The organism is Labrys sp. WJW, assembly GCF_001676615.1.
Lineage (GTDB): Bacteria > Pseudomonadota > Alphaproteobacteria > Rhizobiales > Labraceae > Labrys > Labrys sedimenti.
This window is the reverse complement of sequence record NZ_LYXZ01000011.1, coordinates 76000-97438: the sequence shown is the minus strand read 5'-3', so window position 1 is coordinate 97438 and position 21439 is coordinate 76000. Positions and strand designations below refer to the sequence as shown.

The window sequence follows — 21439 nt, the reverse complement described above, 5'->3', positions numbered from 1 at the left end:
GGGTTTTACCGCCATTATGAGCCAGAGACTGCATGGCAGCATCGTCCCCGCTTCTTTCCATGGACGGCATCACCAAGAGTTTTGGCGGTGTCAAAGTCCTGCATGGTGCGACCCTCGACATCGCCCCCGCCGAGGTTATGGCCCTGGTCGGCCAGAACGGGGCCGGCAAGTCGACCATGATCAAGATCCTCAACGGTGCCCATTCGCATGATGGCGGCACCATCACCTTCGGGGGAGCGCCCTGGCAGGCGAGCTCTCCGCAGCAGGCCCAGCGCCTGGGGGTGAGCACCATCTTTCAGGAACTCAATCTGATCGGCTATCGCTCGGTCGCCGAGAACATCTATCTCGGGCGCGAGCCCAAGCGTGCCGGTCTGTTCATCGACTGGAAGGCGATGAATGCCGGTGCACGGGAACTCCTGGCCCGTTTCGACGTGAATATCGACGTCACCCAGCCCCTGGGAGGATTCCCCACCGCCATCCAGCAGATGGTGGCGATCGCCCGCGCGGTATCCTTCAAGGCCCGCCTGGTTATCATGGACGAGCCGACCTCCTCCCTGGATGAGGCCGAGGTGGCGGTGCTGCTGCGCACCATCCGGCAATTGAAGAGCGATGGGGTCTCGGTGCTGTTCGTCACCCACAAGCTCGACGAGCTCTATGCGGTCTGCGACCGCGTGACCATCATGCGGGACGGGCGTACGGTCGCCGTCTCGACCATGCAGGAGATGCCCAAGCTCACTTTGGTCACCACCATGCTCGGCAAGGCTCTGGCCGAGGTGATGGCAGGCCCCACCGCCGCCGAGCGTGACGAAGCGCCGTCACGCCGGGAGGAACTGCTCGGCGTGCGTTCGCTCGCAATCGGCCGCCGGGTCAGCGACGCCACGCTTTCGATCGACAAGGGCGAGATTGTCGGACTTGCCGGCCTGCTCGGTTCGGGCCGAACCGAAACCGCCCGCGCCATCTTTGCCGCCGATCGCCGGGCCAAGGGAGAGATCGCCTTCGGTGGCGCCAGGACGGATTTCCGTTCACCTGCCGAGGCGATCAAGGCCGGCATGGGGTTCTGCTCCGAGGATCGTAAGGTCGAAGGCATCATCCCCGACATGTCGGTTGCCGACAATCTCACTCTTGCACTGATGCCGGCCCTCTCGCGTTCCGGCCGCTTCGACCTCGCGGAGCAGAGGCGGATCGTCGAGCGCTTCATCAAGGAAATCGGCATCAAATGCTCGAGCCCGGATCAGAAGATCCGCGAGTTGTCCGGTGGCAACCAGCAAAAGGTCCTGCTCGCCCGCTGGCTGTGCATGAATCCTAAACTTCTCATCCTGGATGAACCCACGCGTGGCATCGATGTCGGTGCCAAGGCGGAAATTCTCAACCTGATCCGGCGCTTTTCTGCCGAGGGACTCGGTGTGCTGGTGATTTCGTCGGAACTTGAGGAAATCATCGAGGCTGCGACCCGCGTCTTCGTGCTGCGCGACGGCTTGAGCGTGGCGGAGCTGCGGCCGCCCGATATCAGCGAGGACAGCATCATGGCCGCGATGGCCCACGGCGCCAGCCCTGTCGCCGACGAGACGGGGACGCCAGCCCACGGAAAACCCGGCCATGCGTGACGTTCCTGCGTTCCTGCAGCGCTACGGTGTCTTCATCGCGCTGCTGCTTCTGATCGGCTTCAATTTCGCCGTCACACCCAATTTCGCCACCACCCAGACCCTGCTGCTCAACCTCACGCAGGTCTGCACCATCGTGATTGTCGGCATCGGCATGACGCTGGTGATCGCAACCGGCGGCATCGACCTGTCGGTCGGTTCCTTGATGGCGATCGCCGGTGCGTTGTCGCCGATGATCTTCACCGGCAAGCTGGTGGATTTTCCCAACCTCTATGTCGCGATCGCCTTCGGCATCGTCATCCCGGTGCTGGTGGCCGGTCTGTTCGGCCTGTTCAACGGCTGGCTGATCACGCGCTACAACATCCAGCCGATCATCGCGACGCTGATCCTGTTCATCGCGGGCAGGGGACTTGCCCAGGTCTCCACCAATGGCGACCTGCAGGTCTTCAAGGTCCCCGAGTTCCAGGCGATCGCGCTCGGCAAGGTGCTGGGATTGCCGTTCCAGGTCTGGATCATGGCGGTCTTGGTGATCGCGGCCGCCTATGTGCTCAAGGGTACCGTCTTCGGCCGCCAGGTTCTGGCAGTCGGCGGCAATGAGTCGGCTGCCCGGCTCGCCGGCGTGCCGGCCGCCCGCGTCAAGGTGCTGGTCTATTTCATCTGCGGGCTGTGCGCCGGCATTGCGGGTCTCATCGAGATCGCCATGAACTCGGCGGCCGATGCCAATCTGATCGGCATGGGCAAGGAACTCGATGCCATCGCTGCGGTGGCCGTGGGTGGCACGCTGCTTTCGGGCGGCAGGGCCACCATCGTCGGCACCCTGTTCGGAGCCCTGATCATCCAGCTGGTGCGCTATACCTTGCTTGCCAACGGCGTGCCGGATGCGGCGGCCCTCATTGCCAAGGCGGTGCTGATCGTGCTCGCCGTCTGGCTCCAGCGGCAGGGAACGGCGTGATGAAGAAATTCCAGTTCACGCCGGTGATCGGCGTCCTGCTCGCCCTCGTGCTGCTCGCGGCCTTCGGTGCCTGGCGCTATGACGGTTTCCTCGGCACCTACAACATCCAGACCGTGCTGCGTTACAACTCGATGTTCATGCTGGTGGCCCTCGGCATGTGTTTCGTGATCATGACCGGCGGCATCGATTTGTCGGTCGGCACCACCGCCGCGCTGGCGAGCGTCGTGTCCGCCTATCTCAGCTCCTATGGCTTGCTTGCCGGTGTGGCCGGCGGGCTTGCGGCGGGGGCAATTGTCGGCCTCATCAATGCGCTGATCATCACCCGGTTGAAGATCCTGCCCTTCATCGCCACGCTTGCCACCATGCTGGCGGCGCAGGGCACCGCCCTGCTGCTCGCCAACAACCAGTCGGTGTCGGCCTCCTATGACACCGCCTTTACCGTGCTCGGGCAAGGTGATCTTCTCAGCTTCCTCAGGCCCGAATGGGTGGATGCCGAAAATGCCGGTATCGCGGCGACCATTCTCGGTTTCATCCTGAGCTTTCCGACACCGGCCTGGATCGCCCTGGCTGCCTATATCATTGGTGGCGTCACGCTGAATTCCACCTCTTTTGGGCGCCATGTGCTTGCCGTCGGCGGCGGTGCGGAAGCCTCCCGGCTGATGGGATTGCCAGTGAATCGCACCATCTTCGCCGTCTATGTGATCTCGGGCGTGACGGCCGGGATGTCGGGTGTGATCCTGGCTTCGCAATTCGGCGCGGGGCAACCGATCGAAGGCATTGGCTGGGAGCTGATCGCCATCGCCTCGGTGGTGGTGGGCGGCACGCTGCTGACGGGCGGCAAGGGCTCCATTGGCGGCACGCTGGCCGGCGCCTTGCTGCTCGGCCTGATCTACACCATCCTCAATTTCGAGAACGGCATGGGCTGGATCTCGCTCTCGGCCTATTGGCAGTCGGTGGTGCGCGGCGCCTTCCTGCTGGTCGTCGTCATCCTGCAGGCCAAACTCATGCAGACCAAGCCTGCGCAGATCGCAAAATAGGAAAGTATCATGCTCAAGAACATCGATCCGTTGCTGAATGCCGATGTGCTCTATGCCCTCCGGGCCATGGGCCATGGCGATACGCTGGTGATCTGCGACACCAATTTCCCGGCCGATTCGGTTGCCCGCGAAACGGTGCTGGGCGATCTCCTGCGTATCGACGGCGTAACGGCCGCGCGGGCGGTCGAGGCCGTGCTCTCGGTCGTGCCGCTCGACACCTTCGTCGACGACTCGGCCCGCCGCATGGAGATCGTCGGCTCGCCTGACGAGATCCCGGCGGTCCAGCAGGAGGTGCAGGCGGCCATTGACCGCGCGGAAGGCAAGTCCTGGCCGATGACCTCGATCGAGCGCATGGAATTCTACGAACACGCCAAGAAAGCCTATTGCGTCATCGCCACCGGCGAGCGCCGCTTCTATGGCTGCTTCATCTTCCGCAAGGGCGTGATCGCGCCGTAGGAGGTGTTGCACCCCTCATCCCCCTGCCGGTACCTCTCGTCAACTCAAGGGAGTTGACGGCACCCGCAAGGGGAGAAGGAGCCTTTGTGGGATGGGCCGCGCGATGTTGAAGCGGCCGGATGTGGCAAAAGCGAGCCCGATGAAATCCCTTCTCCCCTTGCGGGAGAAGGTGGCGGCAGCCGGATGAGGGGCGCGCGCTGTCCCTCCTCTTCAAACCCGATAAGCCTTGAGCCTGCCGAATGTCAGGCGATGGTGCGGGCAGGGGCCATGCGTGTCGATGGCGGCGGTATGTTCGGCTGTGCCGTAGCCCATATGGCGCTCGAAGCCATAGAGCGGATAGGTGACCGCCAGCTTGATCATCAGGCGGTCGCGGGTGACCTTGGCGATGATCGAGGCAGCGGAAATAGCCGGCACCAGGGCATCGCCGTCGATGATGGCGCGGGCCGGAAGCTGCAGGCCGTGCGGCACGTCCTTGCCGTCGATCTCCACCGACGAAGGGCGCAGGGACAGGCCCCTGACGGCTCGCCGCATGGCGTCGAGCGTGGCGCCGCGGATGTTGAGCCGGTCGATCAGGGCAGGGCTCGAAAAGGCAACCGACACCGAAAGCGCCGACGCCATGATCTCCTGATAGAGCTCTTCGCGTCGTGCCGCCGTGATGACCTTGGAATCGGCCAGGCCGACGGGCACTCTGTCAGGATCAAGGATGACGGCGGCTGCCGAAACCGGGCCCGCCAGCGGTCCCCGGCCAGCCTCGTCGACGCCAGCGAGAAGAAGTTTTGTCATGAACTGGCGTTAGAAGATTCCTGCCGACAGGTCCAGCGTGGAAGATGGCCCGAAACTGTACCGATACAAATCGTGACTTGCTTTGTGCCCCTGCCGTGTCAAGTTGAGCCGCAATATTTCACGGCATGTTGCCGACAACGGTAGCTAGCATCTGGGCAGATAGCGTTTGTTGCAGGGCAGGGTGGAATGCAAAAGAACGTGACCGATATCGAGGCAGTTGCGCCTTCTCAGGACCATCAATCCAAGAGCGAAGTGGCATCCGCCCCAAACCCGGCTCCGGCCAAGGCCGGCCTGCACTCCGACAATGTGTTCGATCGTCTGGTGCATGACGAGGAGGATGTCGTCGGCCTCCTCGCTTTCTCCCTTTCCATGCAGAACAAGCGTGACTGGCTGGCGGCGTTCAAGAAGGAGGTCGGTCGTGACCCGACGCCCCAGGAACTTGCCGCCTATGACATTGGCGAGCGGATCGATCGTCGCCTGGCGACCTATCGCAAGCTTGCCGAGCACGCCTTGGCCGGCAATTCCTTCTGGGCGTCGGCGACGCTCACACCGGTGAGCGAATTGCCCGGCCCGTCCGTGAGCGAGTCTTCCTCGGTGCCGGCCAAGCCTCAACGCTCATCCTGGTTCAGCGGTAGCAAGGGGTGATTGCCGGCAGTTCTTGAGATGGCGGAGTGGACAAGGACCGTTTCTTGGGCAATTTGACCGAGGGACGGAATATCCGCCCGCTCAGAACAGCGCCAACTGCTCGCCCATCCGCACCGGGCGGGTGAACAGGTCGGTGCGCAACTTCAGCCGCCTTGCGTTGATGCCGAGCCGCGCGGCGGCCAGTTCGAAGCGCCGGCCGATCATCCAGGCATAGGGTCCGGTTCCCGACATGCGCAGGCCCCAGCGTGAATCATAGTCCTTGCCGTCGCGGCTCGACCGCATCAGCGAGAAGACATGGTTCATGGCATCGGGGCGATGCTCGTTGAGCCAATCGCGCATCAGGCCCGAAATCTCCAGCGGCAGGCGCAGCATGACGTAACCTGCCTCGCGTGCGCCCGCCGCATGGGCCGCATCGAGGATGCGCTCGATTTCGGCATCGTTGATCTTGGGGATGATCGGCGCCACCATCACCGTCACGGGAATGCCGGCATCGGCTAGCTGGCGCATGGCCTTCAGGCGCAGGGACGGCGTCGCCGCGCGCGGTTCGAGCGAGCGCGAAAGCTTGGCGTCGAGGGTGGTCACCGACAAGGCGACCTTGACGAGACCGCGCCTGGCGAGGCGTGCGAGAATGTCGATGTCGCGCGTGATCAGGCCCGATTTGGTGACGATACCGACCGGATGGCTGGTTCTATCAAGGACTTCCAGAATGGAGCGGGTGATGCCGCGCTGGCGCTCGATCGGCTGGTAGGGATCGGTGTTGGTGCCCATCGCGATGGTGCGCGGCTGGTAGTTCTTCGCCGACAATTCCCTTTCCAGCAGTGCAGCGGCATTCGGCTTGGCGAACAGCTTGGTCTCGAAATCGAGTCCCGGCGAGAGGCCCATATGCGCGTGGGTCGGCCTGGCGAAGCAATAGACGCAGCCATGCTCGCAACCGCGATAGGGGTTGATCGAGCGGTCGAAGGAGATGTCCGGCGAGTCGTTGAAGGTGATGATCTTGCGGGCATGTTCCTCCTGGATCTCGGTGCGCAGGGTCGGCAGTTCCTCGATCGAGTTCCAGCCGTCATCCTCGATGAAGCGCGAGAGCCCCTCGAAGCGCCCGCTGGCATTGGAGCCGGCACCGCGCCCCCGTCGTCGCTCGATGTCGACCACGGTCGTGCCCACCGGCACCGCATCGGTAAGAGAGACCTTGCTTATCGGCACGCCCATGGCCGCCTCCGCGAATCAAATTTCTCTGTTCTCATTAGAACAAAAAGGGAACATTTGAGCAAGGGAAACGAAAATGCCAATCATTTGAGCAGGATCGCGCATTCGCGCCCCTCACGCCCGGCGGTGGCGCGTGATATGCGGACGCTTGAGAAAAGTGACCGTTCCAGACGGACCAGACCTGCCATGATCAGTGTCGTCATTGCCGCAAACGGCCAGGAAATCGCGCTGGCGGAAACGCTGGCTGCCCTCGTTCCGGCGGCGGCGGACGGTTTCGTGCGTGAGGTGGTGGTGGCGGAAGCCGGACCGTCGCAGGGCACACGGCTGGTGGCCGACGCGGTCGGTTGCGTCATCGTCGAAGGCGATGCCAGGGCCGGTCTGGAGGCCGCCCGCAGCGACTGGGTGCTCATGATGGCGCCAGGCGTCCGGCTGGAAAGCGATTGGTTCCGCGAAGCCGGCGCGATGATGCAGCGATTGCAAAGAGCCGACGACCACCCGGTCGCCATGCTGTTTCGGGGCGCGGTCGACGATTACGGCTGGCGGGCAAGGCTCCGCGAGATCGTGCTCAAGCTGTCACGCGGCCGCAGACGGAGGCAGGCCATGCTGGCACCGCGCAAGGCGTTGCTGGCGGGCGGGCGTTTGGGAACCCATGCCTTGCGCGCCCGCGCCTTTACAGGCGGGGTAGGGGCGGAGAGCTGAAATCCGGGATCGCAGGCTTCCAACCTGCTCTTGAGCGGTTCGTGTTTCCAAGAGCAGGCTGGAAGCCTGCGATCCCGGAGGAATTATCGCCGCAGCGAAGCGCCTTCCCGGTCGAAGACATGGCAGAGGGCAGGGTCGGCACGCAGAGGCACGGTTTCGCCATGGCGGACCCGCAACTGGCCGGGGGCCGAAATGGTCAGGTTCTCGCCACCTGCGGTGGCAGCGTAGAGCACCGTCTCTCCGCCGAGATGCTCCACCAGATGGACCTTGACCTCCCCGAGCGCCTCGCCGGCCTCGCCGCCGACCAGGATATGCTCGGGGCGGACGCCGAAGGTGACCGGGGTCGCCGCGTTGGCACCCGGCAGCGGCGTGCCGAGGCGAACGGATTGCCCGGCGACCTCGATGGCATCGCCAGTCCCGGCCAGGCGGCCGGCCAGGAAGTTCATCTTGGGCGAGCCGATGAAGCCGGCCACGAACTGGTTGGCCGGTGCATTGTAGAGGTCGAGCGGCGCGCCGACCTGCATCACCACGCCGTCGCGCAGCACCACGATCTTGTCGGCCATGGTCATCGCCTCGACCTGGTCATGGGTGACATAGATCATGGTGTTGCCGAGGTCCTGGTGCAGCTTGGCGATCTCGACGCGCATCTGCACGCGCAGTTCCGCGTCGAGATTGGAGAGCGGCTCGTCGAACAGGAAGATGCGGGGCTCGCGCACGATCGCCCGCCCGATGGCGACGCGCTGGCGCTGGCCGCCGGACAGGGCCTTGGGGCGGCGCTGCAGATAATCCTCGATCTTGAGGATCCTGGCCGCATGACGCACCCGTTTCTCGATTTCGGCACGCTTGTAGCCGGCTGTTTCCAGGCCGAAGGCGAGGTTCTTGTACACTGTCATGTGGGGGTAGAGGGCATAGGACTGGAACACCATGGCGATGCCCCGGCGCGAAGCAGGGACATTGTTCATGCGCTCGCCGTCGATGGTGAGGTCGCCGGCCGAAATCGGCTCGAGCCCAGCGATCATGCGCAGGAGGGTAGACTTGCCGCAGCCCGATGGGCCAACGAACACCGTGAACTCGCCCGGTTCGATGACGAGATCCACGCCATGAATGACGTCCAGAGATCCGTAGCGCTTCACCACCTTGTCGAGCCTGATGCTGGTCGCCATGTCGTCCTCCTTACGGCCGCCAACCGCGATATTTCGGGTGATCCGGTCCGATCGGCAGAACCACGTCACTGCCGGTCTGGGCCGAGTGGTAGAAGGCAGTCGCCAGTTCCAGCGCCCGACGTGCATCATCGACCGTGACCGGGACCGGCCCGCGTCCGTGCAAGGCCTCGTGAAAGGCATCCATCTGCCCGAGGAAGCGGCGGCCGACCGGCGGCAGGTCGGCGACGAGATCCTGGATGCGTGCGGCCACGGCCTCGTTGGCGGGCAGGATCGTCCAGGGCTCGTCGCCCGGCGAATAGGCCTCGCCGCCGCTCTCGAAGGTGACGTTCTCGAAGCACAGGCGCAGCCGGCTGATCTCGTTCTGCGAGCCCAGAGTGGCGCTGGCGGCCACCAGCGCGCCATTGGCCATTTCCCAGGAGGAAGAGACGCAGTCCTCCACCTCGATGGCGTTGACGCGGGTCGTCGCCCGCGCGAACAGGCGCCGAACCGGGCCCATCAGATAGGTCATCATGTCGTGCTGGTGAATGGCGTGGGTCATCAGCACGCCGCCGAGCTCGGTCTCCCATTTGCCGCGCCAGTAGACGGCATAATAGTCGGGCGTGCGCTTCCAATGGGTTTCGACCGTGCCGAGATAGGGCTTGCCGGCCAGCCCTGCTTCGATGATGCGCTTGGCTTTCTGTACTCCCTCGCCGAAGCGATACTGGAAGATCGGCATCAGGATCTGGCCGCTCTGGGCCTGGGCATTGGCCAGCAGATCGGCGTCGTGCAGCGAGCCGACCAGCGGTTTTTCGCAGACGACGTGCTTGCCGGCTGCCAGGGCCCGGCTGACCAGCTCGAAATGGGTGGCTGGCGGGGTGGCGATGTCGATCACGTCGATATCGTCGCGGGCAAGAAGCTCGTCGAAATGAAGGGTACGGTTCTCGGCCGAGAATTCGTTGGCCACCGCATCGAGGCGCTCCTGGTTGCGGTCGCAGACGGCGGCGAGGCGCCAGCGTTCGGGGCGCGGGGCATAGGCCTCGGCGATATGCGAGCGGCCGATGTTCAGCCCGACCACGGCGACGGATTTGATCTCGCCCATCACGCGGCCTCCTCGGCGCGCTGCTGGGCCTTGAGGGCGAGTTCCATCGCCTTGAAGCAACGGGCCTGCGGCATGGCCGTTTCGGTGCGCTCGAAGACGTCGGCGATGAACTGCCGGCCGAAGGGAAGCTCGACCGAAGAACAGTCGATATGCTGCATGCCCTTCCGGTCGGTGAGGAAAAGATGGTCGCCGCCGTCGCGGCCAGCGACGTCGACATATTTGCGCAGCTCGATCGTGCCTTGCGTACCGGTGATGAAGAGCCGCCCGTCGCCCCATACCGGCAGGCCGTCCGGCGTGAACCAGTCGACGCGGATATAGCCGGTGACGCCCTCAGGCGTGCGCAGATGGACATCGCCGACATCCTGCAGGCCCGGCCTGTCGGCATTGGCGCGATTGCCGACGGAGGCCGAGAGAATATCGGCATCCTCGGCGCCGGTGAAGAACAGGAACTGCTCGAACTGGTGGGCGCCGATATCGACGAGGATGCCGCCATAACGTTCGCGCTCGAAGAACCAGCCCGGCCGCTGCGGCTTGCGCAGGCGATGGGGCCCGAGCCCGGCCATGGTCACGACGTCGCCGATGGCGCCCGAGGCCACCAGTTCGCCCGCCTTCACCGTAGCGGGTACCTCGAAATGCTCCGAATAGAGGATGGAGAGGATGCGCCCGGTCTCCGCCTGCACCAGGCGCACGCTTTCGAGCTGATCGAGGCTGGTCATGCCAGGCTTGTCGAGCAGCACGTCCTTGCCGTGGCGCATGGCCTTGACGGCGATGTCGGCGCGATCGCCTGGAATGGCGGCGCTGACGATCACGTCGATCGCAGGATCCTCATAGAGCCTTGCCGCCTCCGCGACGCGCGGGACCTCGGGATAGGCGGCGGCAAAGGCGGCCGAAAGATCGTTCTCGACGGCATGAAAGCCGGTGCAGACGGCGCCTGCCTGCCGGAGCGCCCGGATCTGGCCATGGATATGGTCGTGATTGATGCCGATGACGGCGAATTTCAAAGGTTTCATATCAATGATCCGGGAAATTTTCAGCGTTTCATGCCCGTGGTGGCGATGCCTTCGATCAGAAGGCGCTGGAAGAACAGGAAGACCAGGAAGATCGGGATCAGGGAGAGCACCGACATGGCAAACAACGCACCCCAGTCGGAGGTGCCGCTGGCATCGACGAGGGAGCGCAGGCCGAGCTGCACGGTGTAGGTGTGGATGTCGCTCAGATAGATCAGCGGCCCGAAGAAATCCTCCCAGGTCCAGATGAAGGAGAAGATCGCGGCCGTGGCGAGCACGGGTGTCGAAAGCGGCAGCACGATCTTCCAGTAGATGCGCCAGGCGCTGCAGCCATCCATCATGGCGGCCTCGTCGAGCTCGCGCGGCAGGCCGCGGAAGAACTGCACCATCAGGAAGATGAAGAAGGCGTCGACGGCCAGGAATTTGGGCACCACCAGCGGCAGCCAGGTGTTGACCCAGCCCATGCTCAGAAACAGCACATATTGGGGAATGAGCGTGACGTGATAAGGCAGCATCAGCGTGCCCAGCATCAGGGCGAACCAGAAATTCTTGCCGAAGAACTGCAGCCGCGCGAAGGCATAGGCCGTCAGCGAGGCCGCCATGACGTTGCCGATGGTCGCCAGCACGGAAATCGCCAGCGAGTTGAGGAAGAAGGTGCCGAAGCTCACCTGCAGGCCGAACCAGCCGGTCTGATAGGCCCGGATCGAGATCTGGGAAGGGATCAGCGAGGTCTGGCCGCCGAAAATGTCGTCGGCCGGGCGCACCGAGCCGGCCAGCATCCAGAGCAGGGGATAGAGCATCACGAAGGAGGCGCCGATCAGGGCGGCGTGGATCAGGGCGGAACGCAGGATCGAGCGCTCCGGCGCGTGCACGGCGGCATCAGTCGTCATAATGCACCCAATAACGCGCGGTGAGGAAGGAGAAGGCGGTGAAGAAGGCGATGATCAGCACCAGGATCCAGGCCAGCGCCGAGGCATAGCCCATGCGGAAATAGCCAAAAGCCTCCTGGTAGAGATAGAGCGTGTAGAACAGGGTCGAGTTGATCGGGCCGCCATTGCCTTCGGAGATGATGAAGGCGGGCGTGAAGGCCTTGAAAGCCTCGATGGTCTGGATGACGAAATTGAAGAACACCACCGGGGTGAGCAGCGGCAAGGTGATCCTGAAGAACTGCCGGGCCTTGGAGGCGCCGTCCAGGCTTGCGGCCTCGTACATGTCCTGCGGAATTTGGCGCAGGCCCGCCAGGAAGATGATCATGGGCGAGCCGAACTGCCAGACCGAGAGCGCCACCAGCGTGTAGAGCGAATAGCGTGGATTGGAGATCCAGCTCGGCCCATCGATGCCGACGAGCGCAAGCAGCGAATTGACGAGGCCGTCGGCGGCGAAGAGCTGGCGCCAGAGCACCGCAATCGCCACGGAGGCACCGAGCAGCGAGGGCAGGTAGAAGATGGCGCGATAGAACGGCAATCCGCGAATGCCGCGATTGAAGGCCATGGCCAGGGCCAGGGCGAAGATCAGCTTGAGCGGCACCGACAGGAGCACATAGGTGAAAGTGACCTTCATTGCCGCCGCGAATTTCGGATCGGCGGTGGCGATGCGCACATAATTGGCAGTGCCGGCGAATTGCGGGCTCTGCAGCAGGTCGTAATTGGTGAAGGACAGATAGAGCGAGGCCAAGGCCGGCCCCAGCGTCAGGCCGAGAAAGCCGAGCAGCCAGGGGGCGAGGAACAGATAGCCGGCGGCGTTGCGGCGCAGGGCCTGCCGCAACCGGCTTTCGGAGATCTCGCTCGGACGGGCCAGAGTGGTCGAGGCCAGGGTCGTCGGGGCCATGGCGGTCAGCCCCGCTTCAGGATCGACTCGGCTTCCGTGACGAATTGTTCGCCCCCTTGCTCGGCTGTCGTGCCGAAGGCGACCTCCTGGCTGATGCGCAGCAGCACGAAGGAGATCTCGCCGGCGCCCTTGGGCGGGGCGGGGGGAAGGGGGCCGACATAGGGGTCGAGCTTGCCGACATAATCGACCATCTGCCTGCTGACCTCGTCGAGCGAGGCGGCCGCGAGGTCGCGCATGGCGGGCGAGGCAGGCACGCCCCGTTCCACGCCGAGGATCTTGACGCCGGCCGGATCATGTACCGTGAAGTTGGCCAGCTTGACGGCAAGCTCCGGCGCCTTGGTATCCGAGGAGACCGACCACATCTGCGAGGGCTTGAGATAGTGGCCGGGCTTGCCGCCGGTCGTGACGGGATAGGCCGTGATCGAGAGCTTGGCCTTGCTGAGCTGCTGGGCGCCGATGAACTGGTTGGAATGCAGGAAACTGGCAGCGGCATAGCCGAGGGCCAGCGGCGAAGTCTCCAGCGTCAGCTTGTCGAGAGCCTGGATGTCGGCGGTGACACAACCGCCGGAATCCCGCAGGGCGCCCCACAGCTTGAACCAGTCGGCCGCGTCCTTGGCATCGAAAGCAAGCGCGCCCTTGTCGTCATAGAGAGCCTTGCCCCGCTGCCGCAACCAGAGCTCGAAGGCCGGCTCGAGGCCGCTGGCATCGACGGAAGCGTAGAACTTCTTGCGCTTGTTGGCCTTGCCGAAGGCCTCGCATTTGCTGGCGAATTCTTCCCAGCTCGTCCCGAATTTCGGCGGCTCTACGCCCGTCTGCTGCCAGGCGGCCCCGTCAAGGGCCATGGCGGAGGAATTGACGCCGAGATTGATGCCGTAAAGCTTGCCGTCGACGCTGCAGGATCCCAGATTGGTCTTGCCGAAATCGGCGATGTCGAGAAGATTGCCCAGATATTGATCGAGCGGCACGATCGCGCCGCGGCGGGCATATTCGAACATATAGCGGTAATCCATCTGCACCAGGTCCGGTGCATTGCGCCCGGCGACCCGCGTGGCGAGGCGGGGCCAGTAGTCGCTCCATCCGGTGAATTCGGTCTTGGTGTCGATGCCGGCATTGGCGGCCCGGAAGGCGTCTACCGCCTTGTTGGTGCGATCGGCCCGCTCCTGCGAACCCCACCAGAACACCCTGAGCTGCTTGTCCTCGGCGCGGGCCGGGTTGCCTAGCATGGCGGAGGCGGCAAATCCGCAGCCTGCTCCGAGCAGGGCACGACGACTGACGAGATGGGCACTCATGGCTTCCCCCTTTTCCGGCCCGTTTGGCTGGTCGAAAGGCCGGTTCTTGCGCGTTCTTGTCTTTGTACTCGTGCGTTTCGATATCGATATGACGTTACGTGACACTGCACACCGCGGCGGTAGGCGATGTCAGAGCTTGTAGGCCCGCTTGGCGAGATTGTAGGCGAGGTCGACGGCGATCTCGGCTGCCTCCTCCTCCTCGAGGCGATGGTCGGCCACCAGGCGGGCAAGGCAGGCGCAGTCGACGCGGCGGGCCATGTCGTGCCGTGCCGGGATGGAGAGATAGGCCCGGGTATCGTCGTTGAAGCCGACCGTGTTGTAGAAGCCGGCCGTCTCCGTCGCGAGCTCGCGGAAGCGGCGCATGCCTTCCGGACTGTCGAGGAACCACCAGGGTGGCCCGAGCCTGAGCGCCGGGTAATGGCCCGCGAGGGGCGCAAGTTCGCGGCTGAAGGCCGTCTCGTCCAGGGTGAAGAGCACGAGGGTGAGGCCGGGCTCGTTGCCGACGGCGTCCAGGAGCGGCTTCAGTGCCTCGACATAGCCGGTTGGCCTGGGAATATCGGCGCCGACATCCGGGCCGAAACGGGTGAACAGGGCCGGATTATGGTTGCGGTGGGAACCTGGATGGATCTGCATGGTCAGCCCATCCGTGAGGCTCATCCGTGCCATTTCGGTCAGCATCTGGGCCCGGAACAGCTCGGCATCCGCCGGCGTGGCGGGGCCGGCAAGCAGGCGGGCGAACAGCCCCGCAGCATCGGCCCTGTCGAGATTGGCCGTGCGGGCGCTGGGGTGGCCATGATCGGTCGAGGTCGCGCCCAGAGACTTGAAGAAGGCGCGCCGCTCGCGATGCGCCGCCAGATAACCGTCCCAGCTCGTCGGTTGCCCGGTCATATCGAGGAGGCGGCGAACCTCGACTTGGAAATCGGCCCTGTCGGCATCGACGACCGCATCGGGGCGATAGGCCGGCAGGACGCGTCCCTTCCAGCCTGACGCGCGGATGGCCTGATGGGCTTTCAAGGCATCGGTGGCGGCGTCGGTTGTGGAAATCGCCTCGATGTTGAAGCGGTCATAGAGGGCGCGGGGGCGGAATTCAGGCCGTTCCAGCGCGGCGGCGATTTCGTCGTAAAGACGGTCGGCATTGGCCGGCGCCAGACGCTCGGTGATGCCGAAGCCGCTTTCCAGCGAATGCTCGAACCACAAGCGGCTCGGCGTGCCCCGGAAGAGATACCAGTGTTCTGCGAACAGCCGCCAGATCTTGCGGCCGTCGGTTTCGACATCGGTTCCATCCCGGCTGGGAATGCCGAGCGCCTCCAGCCGCACGCCCTGCGAATAGAGCATGCGGGTGATGTAGTGGTCGGGCTTGACGAACAGCGTGGCGGGGTCGGGAAAGGGCGCGTCCTCGGCGTACCAGCGCGGATCGGTATGGCCGTGCGGGGAGAGGATCGGCAGGCCTGCCACCTGCCCGTAGAGGCGGCGCGCGATGGTCCTGGCGTCCGGTTCGATCGGCAAAAGCCTGTCTGGATGAAGTGCCATGCGGGGCTCGGCCCTGTTCTGGTTGGCGTCTCCTCTTGACGTTGGCTTTAACACTAAGATACTAGTGTGTCAAAATCTGATCATCGTGATGCCGCAGGGCACATCAGGCCAGGGCCATGGAGAGCCAGGATACGAGCCATTCGCTGGAAATCCTGACGGCGCGAGGCAAGGCGGCGCAGTCCGGCGTTCGCCCCAGGCGGCCGCGCGTCACTACGGCAACCCTGATCTATGACGATCTGCGCGAGGCGATCCTCGGCATGCGCCTGGTGCCCGGCACTCCCTTGCAGGAAAAGGCGCTGACTCAGCGCTTCGGCGTGAGCAAGACGCCGGTGCGCGAGGCCCTGATCCGCCTGGCCGAGGACGGCCTGGTCGACATCTTCCCGCAATCGGGAACCTTCGTGTCGCGCGTGCCGGTGGCTGCCATTCCCGAGGCGGTGGTGATCCGCCAGTCCCTGGAGGATACGGCGGTGCGGCGCCTGATCGAGATCGCCACGGTTGCCGACATCGCCAGCATCGATGCCATCCTGGCGCGCCAGCGCCTTCTGGCCGATCTTGGCGACAAGGATGCCTTTCACGAGGCGGATGAAGCCTTTCACCAGGCCATTGCCCAGATCGCCGGCTATCCCAGCATTCCGCGCCTGCTGCGCCAGATCAAGGTCCAGATGGACCGGGCACGGCGGCTGACCCTGCCGGTGGCGGGGCGCATGCATCAGGTCATCGCCGAGCACAGCTTCATCCGCGATGCCATCGCCCGCCGCGATGTCGAGGTGGCCAGCAAGGCCATGAAGGCGCATCTGAGCGCCGTGGTTCCCGACATCGACAGGCTGAGGGTGCAGTATCCCGATTATTTCGTCTGAGCGTCCTGGAGAAAGATCCCGTTCCCGGGCGCCTCAACAGCCAGAACCGCATGAGGAAACGCTATGACGATGCAAGCGACGAGACATGAGGAGGGCGCCGAGCGGCATCGGGTGGCCCTGGTCGGCACCGGCCATCGCGGCGCGGGCATGTGGGGCAAGGAATTGCTGCAAGGCTGGCGGGACCGGGCCGAGTTCGTGGCAATCTGCGACATCAACGAGATGCGGGCCACGGCGGCGCGCACCGCGATCGGCACCAACGCGCCCGTCTATACCGATGTCGACGAGATGCTGGCGAGCGTGAAGCCGGAGATCGTCATCGTCTGCAGCCGTGACGACACCCATGACGAGATCATCGTCAAGGCGCTGGAGGCGGGTTGCCGGGTGATTACCGAGAAGCCGATGACCACCACGCCGGAAAAGTGCCGCCGCATCCTTGAAGCCGAGGCGCGCACCGGCCGGCCCGTCGACGTGACCTTCAACTACCGCTTCGCCCCCACGGCCGCTCGTATCAAGCAGCTGCTGCGCGAGGAAGCGGTGGGCACCGTGACCTCGGTCGACTTCCACTGGTATCTCGACACCCAGCATGGCGCCGACTACTTCCGGCGCTGGCACGCCAAGGAGGCCCATTCGGGCAGCCTGTTCGTGCACAAGGCCACCCATCATTTCGACCTGCTCAACTGGTATCTGGACTCGGTGCCGCGCGAGGTCTCGGCCTTCGGTACCCAGCGCAATTACGGCCGCAACGGGCCGTTTCGCGGCGAACGCTGCCAGACCTGCAGCCACGCCCAGGATTGCGATTTCTATTTCGACATGAGCGGGGATCCCTGGCTGACCCTGCTCTATGAGGACCCGTCGAGCGAGGACGGCTATGTGCGCGATGCTTGCGTCTATCGTGAGGACATCGACATCGCCGACACCATGACGGCGATGCTGCGCTTCGAGAACGAGGTGATCGTGTCCTATTCCCTCAATACCTTCATGCCGATCGAGGGCTACCACCTGGCCTTCAACGGGACCAAGGGACGCATCGAGGTCCGCCAATATGAGCGACAGGCCTTCGAGACACCCGACCATGACGAGATTCTGCTGATGCGCAATTTCGGCGATGTCGAGCGTATCAGCGTGCCGCATGCCGGCGGCGGGCATTTCGGCGGCGACGACCGCCTGCGCGACATGCTGCTGCGCCCCGGCATGACCGACCCGCTCGGCCAGCGTGCCGGCGCGCTGGCCGGCGCGATGTCGATGCTGTGCGGGGCGGCGGCTGTTGCCAGCATGAAATCGGGCCGTCCGGTCAGGTTGGCCGAGCTTGGCGGCTTGCCGGCCTGAACGGGGGGCTGCGACCCCTCATCCCCCTGCCGGGACCTCTAGCCAACTCAAGTGAGTTGGCGACACCCGCAAGGGGAGAAGAGGCCATTTTGAAAGGCGCTGAGCTAACCCGATCCCTTCTCCCCCTGCGGGAGAAGGTGGCGCGAAGCGTCGGATGAGGGGTCGTGATGTCCTATCCGAACTTCGCGATCCGCCCGATGCCGAACCGGCCAATGCGATGCTTCCAGGCGGCTCTGAAGAACCGCCCCCCAATTCCCTCAGATATTACCGGAGGTGTCGCAGGAGCGGATCTGGCCGCTCTTCAGGCCGGCGACGAACCAGCGCTGGCGCTGGGCCGCCGTGCCATGGGTGAAGCTGTCGGGCACGACATAGCCCTGCATCTTCTTCTGCAGCATGTCGTCGCCGATGGCCTGCGCCGTCTGCAGTGCGCCTTCGATGTCGCCCTGCTCGATGAACTTGAAATCCTGCTGGGTGCGGTTGGCCCAAACGCCGGCCAGGCAATCGGCCTGCAGTTCCTGGCGCACCGAGGCGCCGCCGGCACCGGCGCCACCTTCGCGCAGCAGGCCGAGTTCGTCCTGCACGTGGTGGCCGACTTCATGCGCGATCACATAGGCCTGCGCGAAGGCGCAGGCACCCTGGCCCGCCGGGCAGGCATTGAAGCGGTTGCGCATCTCGTCGAAGAAGGCGGTGTCGAGATAGACCTTCTTGTCATTCGGGCAATAGAAGGGACCCATCGCCGATTGGGCCGTGCCGCAGGCCGACCGTGTCACGCCGCTGAACAACACCAGCTCGGTCGGCTGGTAGCTTCTGCCTTTGACCTGTTCCTGAAACAGCTTGGTCCAGGTATCCTCGGTCGACCCCAGGATCTTGCGCACGAAGGTGCCCGAGGCGTCGGTGGCTCCGCCTGTCTGACTGGAGGGACGCGGCTGCTGCTGTTCCTGGATCTGCGGCTCGCCGCCGCCACTGAGGCCCTGCAGGGCATTGAAGGCCGCTTCGGGGCCGACGAGGAAATAGAGCGCGGCCACGATCACCAGGCCGCCCAGGCCGATGCCGCCTCGTCCGCCCGGGAAACCACCGCCGCCGCCACCGCCGCCGAAGCCACCGCCTTCGCCGCGACGATCGTCGACATTGTCGGAGGCGCGCATATCGTCGAGTTTCATCGCCCTGTCTCCTGCTCCCCGGATGCCGGCCGTCCATCGCTGTGAGGGCCGGCATGGTGATTTCAACTGCTCAAGCCATACCCAATAAATATGTCTTCGCAAAGCCCGTTACAGGGGCTCTAGCCGGTGCTTACGTAGGGAAATACAGTTTTGTCAAAATGCGTCGTGATTGCGCTCTCCCCATCTTCAAGGGAGAGGGGCTGCGTCCTCGTGCGCATTCAGGGGGCGTCTTGCTCGAGTGCCGTGCGGATGGCGCGGAAATCACGCCAGGCCAGGCGTTTTTGCACCGGCTGGCGCAACAGATAGGCCGGATGCAGCGTGGCGATCGCCCGGATACGCTGGCCGCCCAGATCGTAGTCCAACCAGCGGCCGCGCAGTTTCAGGATACCGTCGGTAACGCCGAGCAGCGCCTGGGCGCTGCGGGCGCCGAGGCAGACCAGGACCTTGGGCGCGACCAGTTCGATCTGCCTTTCGATGAAGGGACGGCAGATCGTGGTCTCCTGCGGGGTCGGATCGCGATTGCCGGGCGGGCGCCAGGGCACGACATTGGCGATATAGGCCTTGGTGCGGTCGAGCCCGATGGCGGTGAGCATGCGGTCGAGCAGCTGGCCGGAGCGGCCGACGAAGGGCTTGCCTTGGATGTCCTCGTCGCGTCCCGGCGCTTCGCCCACGAACATCACCTTGGCGTCGGGCGCGCCATCGGCAAAGACGAGACGGTTCGCCGTGGCCTTGAGGGCGCAGCCGTCGAAGCGCTCGAGCAGGTCCCGCAATTCGTCCAGCGTGCGGGCACTGCGTGCCTGTTCGCGCGCCGCCAGTTCCACCGCGTCCGGCGAGGTGGTCAACATGGAAGGGGCGGGGGAGGCCATGCGGGGCTGAGCCGTGGCGGTGGGCGTCCGACGTGCCGGTTCCGGTTCGGGAAGGGCGCGCGCGGGGGAGGCAGGCGGCAGGGCGCTTTCGGCGAAACGGTCGACGGGCTCGTCGCCGATCGCAATGTCCACGCCCATGTCGGCATACCATTGCAGCAGCGCGACGATCTGTTCGGGGGGCATTGGCGAGGACATCATGGCGCGAGGATAGAGCAATCCTTCCACGGTTGGAACAGGCTGGCCGCCTCTGTTAACTCCCCATCAAGGTTAATGCATCATCAATGAGTTCATCGGCCAGGCCGAAAATCTCGATACTGCCCACGAATGGGCAGTATCGAGATTGTCTGCAGATGTTTGAAATCTTGCAGGTTCTCCATGATCACGCCACGGGCGCGATCATGGAGAACCTGCATAGGCCGTGTTGGTTGAACCTGTGAGCCTCGTCCATGCTGCTGCGCCGGCCCGTCATCATCGCCCTTCTGCTCTGCGCTGGCGCTACCAGCACGATGATGTATCGCCGCTCGACCGCCGTGCAGGCGAGCCCGGCCGTTGCCGCCAGCATGCATGGCGCCCTGCAGGGCGGTGTGGGTGTGCTGGGTGCACGTCGCGCTTCGGTGATGCGGGCCGGGCTGTTCGCGATGCCGCAGCTCAGCCTTGCCGATATCGGTTCGGCGCCGCAGACGGCCTTCGGAGACGGCTTCACGCTGCGGGCCATGCCCGCCAGCCTGACGCTGACGCCGAGCCGAAGCGATTTCATGCCGCTTCCCGACGATGTCGGTCCGCCCAGCGCGCCGATCCGGGATGCCACCAAGAAGGGCATGACGATCTGGCCCGAGGTGATCCGGACCGCCAAGGGCGATCGCCGGCCAGACCGGGGTGCCGGAGAGAATGTCGCTTATATGGCATCGGGCGATCCGCATGTGCTGATGCCCAAGGTCGGTGCCAGGCCGATGGGGCGCCTGTCGCGCAAGCTCCAGCCGCCTGAGACCGCCGAGAGCCTGCAGCAATTCCAGCCCTCCCGACTCAGCGCCATCGTCGTCACCAAGCTTGCCGAGCGGCTCTCGATTGCTGACGCTGAGCTCGGCGGACATGACGGAGCCGTGCCTCTCGATCATTCGCTGGCCCCGGCTGGCGGCATGTCGCCGGCGGCCAGCCGCCCCGACCTTGCCAGCCTGACCAGCAGCACCACCCGTGCCGACGAGGCGCTACCGGTCGAACTCGCCATGGCCGAGCCGGGTGCTCTCCAGCCGGTGGTGGCTCTGGCGAACGTGCAGCCGGTGATGACGCCGGACGATGCCCAGACCATGCCCGAAATCGGCAGTGACGAGGGCTTGACCGATGCACAGAAGAAATCGCGCATCGCCGGCCTGCCCGGGCTGGACGATGGCAAGGCCCGCCCGCTCGACTTGCCGCCGGCCGCATTCACCAAGGCACAGACCTGCCTGGCGACGGCGATCTATTTCGAGGCGCGCGGCGAGAGCCGGGAAGGGCAGGTAGCCGTCGCCCAGGTCATCATCAACCGCCTGCGCTCCCCCTTCTATCCCAAGAATGTCTGCGACGTGGTCTATCAAGGCGCCAGCAACAAGCGCTATGGCGGTTGCCAGTTCTCCTTCGCCTGCGATCTCGTCGCCGACAAGGTGACCGAGAAGGAGCCCTGGGAACAGGCCCTGGTCCTCGCCGAGCGGGTGATGAACGCCAAGGACTGGATCCCCGAAGTCGGCAACGCCACGCATTATCACGCCAATTATGTCCGTCCGCGCTGGGTGCGCGACATGCGCGAGAAGGACAAGATCGGCAAGCACATCTTCTATCGCGTCAAATGGTGGGCGTGACTGGCAAGTCTCCCGGAGAGGACATCCACAGCTCCTGTATCCGGCGGGATACCCAAGATCCGGATTCCCGCGTATGGCTGGCATCGAAGTTGCGTTTGTGGACGGCATGATTATCGCATCGTCGATGC

General features: G+C 64.6%; 20 protein-coding genes. 9 read left to right on the top strand and 11 right to left on the bottom strand.

Annotated elements, in window-relative coordinates; all coding sequences use genetic code 11:
* Positions 1-32 precede the first annotated feature (32 nt).
* Genes BA190_RS07280 through BA190_RS07265 form a run of 4 tightly spaced genes read left to right on the top strand, consistent with a single transcriptional unit; the run spans position 33 to position 4046 of the window.
* The gene (locus BA190_RS07280) at positions 33-1604 is read left to right on the top strand and encodes a sugar ABC transporter ATP-binding protein (RefSeq protein ID WP_068284729.1); all 1572 of its coding nucleotides are present in this window, start codon (positions 33-35) and stop codon (positions 1602-1604) included.
* Entirely contained in the window at positions 1597-2553 is a 957-nt protein-coding gene (locus BA190_RS07275) for an ABC transporter permease (RefSeq protein ID WP_068284727.1), read from the top strand. The genes BA190_RS07280 and BA190_RS07275 overlap by 8 nt, the downstream gene beginning before the upstream one ends.
* Positions 2553-3590, top strand: coding sequence for an ABC transporter permease (locus BA190_RS07270; protein WP_068284725.1), 1038 nt, complete (start codon positions 2553-2555; stop codon positions 3588-3590). The genes BA190_RS07275 and BA190_RS07270 overlap by 1 nt, the downstream gene beginning before the upstream one ends.
* A 9-nt stretch (positions 3591-3599) precedes the next feature.
* On the top strand, positions 3600-4046 hold the full coding sequence (locus BA190_RS07265; RefSeq protein WP_068284724.1) for an RbsD/FucU family protein: 447 nt from the start codon (positions 3600-3602) through the stop codon (positions 4044-4046).
* Positions 4047-4256: 210 nt separating this feature from the next.
* Here the strand turns inward: BA190_RS07265 and BA190_RS07260 are convergent, their stop codons facing one another.
* On the bottom strand, positions 4257-4829 hold the full coding sequence (locus BA190_RS07260; protein WP_068284723.1) for a ribonuclease HII: 573 nt from the start codon (positions 4827-4829) through the stop codon (positions 4257-4259).
* A 186-nt stretch (positions 4830-5015) separates the two neighbouring features.
* Here BA190_RS07260 and BA190_RS07255 point away from each other — a divergent pair, with 186 nt between their 5' ends.
* Positions 5016-5474 (top strand): hypothetical protein, encoded by a 459-nt coding sequence (locus BA190_RS07255; RefSeq protein ID WP_068284722.1) that lies wholly within the window; start codon positions 5016-5018, stop codon positions 5472-5474.
* An 81-nt stretch (positions 5475-5555) separates the two neighbouring features.
* Here BA190_RS07255 and BA190_RS07250 read toward each other — a convergent pair whose 3' ends face one another.
* A complete protein-coding gene (locus BA190_RS07250) occupies positions 5556-6680 on the bottom strand; it encodes a PA0069 family radical SAM protein (RefSeq protein ID WP_068284720.1) in 1125 nt (374 codons plus the stop codon).
* Positions 6681-6863: 183 nt separating this feature from the next.
* Here BA190_RS07250 and BA190_RS07245 point away from each other — a divergent pair, with 183 nt between their 5' ends.
* Positions 6864-7376: a hypothetical protein gene (locus tag BA190_RS07245; RefSeq protein WP_068284718.1), complete on the top strand. Its 513-nt coding sequence runs from the start codon at positions 6864-6866 to the stop codon at positions 7374-7376.
* A gap of 83 nt (positions 7377-7459) precedes the next feature.
* Here the strand turns inward: BA190_RS07245 and BA190_RS07240 are convergent, their stop codons facing one another.
* From BA190_RS07240 to uxaC, 7 genes are all read right to left on the bottom strand, one after another.
* Positions 7460-8539, bottom strand: a complete 1080-nt coding sequence (locus BA190_RS07240; protein WP_068284716.1) for an ABC transporter ATP-binding protein — start codon at positions 8537-8539, stop codon at positions 7460-7462.
* A gap of 10 nt (positions 8540-8549) precedes the next feature.
* Positions 8550-9617, bottom strand: a complete 1068-nt coding sequence (locus tag BA190_RS07235; RefSeq protein ID WP_068284714.1) for a Gfo/Idh/MocA family protein — start codon at positions 9615-9617, stop codon at positions 8550-8552.
* On the bottom strand, positions 9617-10627 hold the full coding sequence (locus tag BA190_RS07230; RefSeq protein ID WP_068284712.1) for a Gfo/Idh/MocA family protein: 1011 nt from the start codon (positions 10625-10627) through the stop codon (positions 9617-9619). Before BA190_RS07230 ends, BA190_RS07235 begins: the two co-directional genes overlap by 1 nt.
* 20 nt (positions 10628-10647) lie before the next feature.
* On the bottom strand, positions 10648-11514 hold the full coding sequence (locus tag BA190_RS07225) for a carbohydrate ABC transporter permease (protein ID WP_068284711.1): 867 nt from the start codon (positions 11512-11514) through the stop codon (positions 10648-10650).
* Positions 11504-12451: a carbohydrate ABC transporter permease gene (locus BA190_RS07220; RefSeq protein WP_068284709.1), complete on the bottom strand. Its 948-nt coding sequence runs from the start codon at positions 12449-12451 to the stop codon at positions 11504-11506. Before BA190_RS07220 ends, BA190_RS07225 begins: the two co-directional genes overlap by 11 nt.
* Positions 12452-12456: 5 nt before the next feature.
* Complete coding sequence (locus tag BA190_RS07215; protein ID WP_068284707.1) at positions 12457-13740, bottom strand: ABC transporter substrate-binding protein; 1284 nt, start codon at positions 13738-13740, stop codon at positions 12457-12459.
* Positions 13741-13869: 129 nt separating this feature from the next.
* A complete protein-coding gene (uxaC, locus tag BA190_RS07210; RefSeq protein WP_068284705.1) occupies positions 13870-15270 on the bottom strand; it encodes a glucuronate isomerase in 1401 nt (466 codons plus the stop codon).
* A gap of 116 nt (positions 15271-15386) precedes the next feature.
* Here uxaC and BA190_RS07205 point away from each other — a divergent pair, with 116 nt between their 5' ends.
* Positions 15387-16127, top strand: a complete 741-nt coding sequence (locus BA190_RS07205; RefSeq protein WP_082979535.1) for a GntR family transcriptional regulator — start codon at positions 15387-15389, stop codon at positions 16125-16127.
* Between the two features lie 63 nt (positions 16128-16190).
* Positions 16191-17453, top strand: coding sequence for a Gfo/Idh/MocA family protein (locus tag BA190_RS07200; protein ID WP_245314605.1), 1263 nt, complete (start codon positions 16191-16193; stop codon positions 17451-17453).
* Positions 17454-17710: 257 nt separating this feature from the next.
* Here BA190_RS07200 and BA190_RS07195 read toward each other — a convergent pair whose 3' ends face one another.
* Entirely contained in the window at positions 17711-18613 is a 903-nt protein-coding gene (locus BA190_RS07195) for a neutral zinc metallopeptidase (protein WP_068284696.1), read from the bottom strand.
* A gap of 218 nt (positions 18614-18831) precedes the next feature.
* The gene (locus BA190_RS07190) at positions 18832-19662 is read right to left on the bottom strand and encodes a uracil-DNA glycosylase family protein (RefSeq protein ID WP_156771394.1); all 831 of its coding nucleotides are present in this window, start codon (positions 19660-19662) and stop codon (positions 18832-18834) included.
* 263 nt (positions 19663-19925) lie between these two features.
* On the opposite strand from BA190_RS07190, the gene BA190_RS07185 reads away from it, so the two are divergent.
* Positions 19926-21311, top strand: a complete 1386-nt coding sequence (locus tag BA190_RS07185) for a cell wall hydrolase (protein ID WP_068284692.1) — start codon at positions 19926-19928, stop codon at positions 21309-21311.
* The last annotated feature ends 128 nt before the right edge of the window (positions 21312-21439 follow it).

Excerpts from the sequence above, each read along its gene's own strand:
- BA190_RS07280 (WP_068284729.1), top strand. The coding sequence starts at position 33 with ATGGCAGCATCGTCCCCGCTTCTTTCCATGGACGGCATCACCAAGAGT.
- BA190_RS07275 (WP_068284727.1), top strand. The coding sequence starts at position 1,597 with ATGCGTGACGTTCCTGCGTTCCTGCAGCGCTACGGTGTCTTCATCGCG.
- BA190_RS07270 (WP_068284725.1), top strand. The coding sequence starts at position 2,553 with ATGAAGAAATTCCAGTTCACGCCGGTGATCGGCGTCCTGCTCGCCCTC.
- BA190_RS07265 (WP_068284724.1), top strand. The coding sequence starts at position 3,600 with ATGCTCAAGAACATCGATCCGTTGCTGAATGCCGATGTGCTCTATGCC.
- BA190_RS07260 (WP_068284723.1), bottom strand. The coding sequence starts at position 4,829 with ATGACAAAACTTCTTCTCGCTGGCGTCGACGAGGCTGGCCGGGGACCG.
- BA190_RS07255 (WP_068284722.1), top strand. The coding sequence starts at position 5,016 with ATGCAAAAGAACGTGACCGATATCGAGGCAGTTGCGCCTTCTCAGGAC.
- BA190_RS07250 (WP_068284720.1), bottom strand. The coding sequence starts at position 6,680 with ATGGGCGTGCCGATAAGCAAGGTCTCTCTTACCGATGCGGTGCCGGTG.
- BA190_RS07245 (WP_068284718.1), top strand. The coding sequence starts at position 6,864 with ATGATCAGTGTCGTCATTGCCGCAAACGGCCAGGAAATCGCGCTGGCG.
- BA190_RS07240 (WP_068284716.1), bottom strand. The coding sequence starts at position 8,539 with ATGGCGACCAGCATCAGGCTCGACAAGGTGGTGAAGCGCTACGGATCT.
- BA190_RS07235 (WP_068284714.1), bottom strand. The coding sequence starts at position 9,617 with ATGGGCGAGATCAAATCCGTCGCCGTGGTCGGGCTGAACATCGGCCGC.
- BA190_RS07230 (WP_068284712.1), bottom strand. The coding sequence starts at position 10,627 with ATGAAACCTTTGAAATTCGCCGTCATCGGCATCAATCACGACCATATC.
- BA190_RS07225 (WP_068284711.1), bottom strand. The coding sequence starts at position 11,514 with ATGACGACTGATGCCGCCGTGCACGCGCCGGAGCGCTCGATCCTGCGT.
- BA190_RS07220 (WP_068284709.1), bottom strand. The coding sequence starts at position 12,451 with ATGGCCCCGACGACCCTGGCCTCGACCACTCTGGCCCGTCCGAGCGAG.
- BA190_RS07215 (WP_068284707.1), bottom strand. The coding sequence starts at position 13,740 with ATGAGTGCCCATCTCGTCAGTCGTCGTGCCCTGCTCGGAGCAGGCTGC.
- uxaC (WP_068284705.1), bottom strand. The coding sequence starts at position 15,270 with ATGGCACTTCATCCAGACAGGCTTTTGCCGATCGAACCGGACGCCAGG.
- BA190_RS07205 (WP_082979535.1), top strand. The coding sequence starts at position 15,387 with ATGGAGAGCCAGGATACGAGCCATTCGCTGGAAATCCTGACGGCGCGA.
- BA190_RS07200 (WP_245314605.1), top strand. The coding sequence starts at position 16,191 with ATGACGATGCAAGCGACGAGACATGAGGAGGGCGCCGAGCGGCATCGG.
- BA190_RS07195 (WP_068284696.1), bottom strand. The coding sequence starts at position 18,613 with ATGAAACTCGACGATATGCGCGCCTCCGACAATGTCGACGATCGTCGC.
- BA190_RS07190 (WP_156771394.1), bottom strand. The coding sequence starts at position 19,662 with ATGCCCCCCGAACAGATCGTCGCGCTGCTGCAATGGTATGCCGACATG.
- BA190_RS07185 (WP_068284692.1), top strand. The coding sequence starts at position 19,926 with ATGCTGCTGCGCCGGCCCGTCATCATCGCCCTTCTGCTCTGCGCTGGC.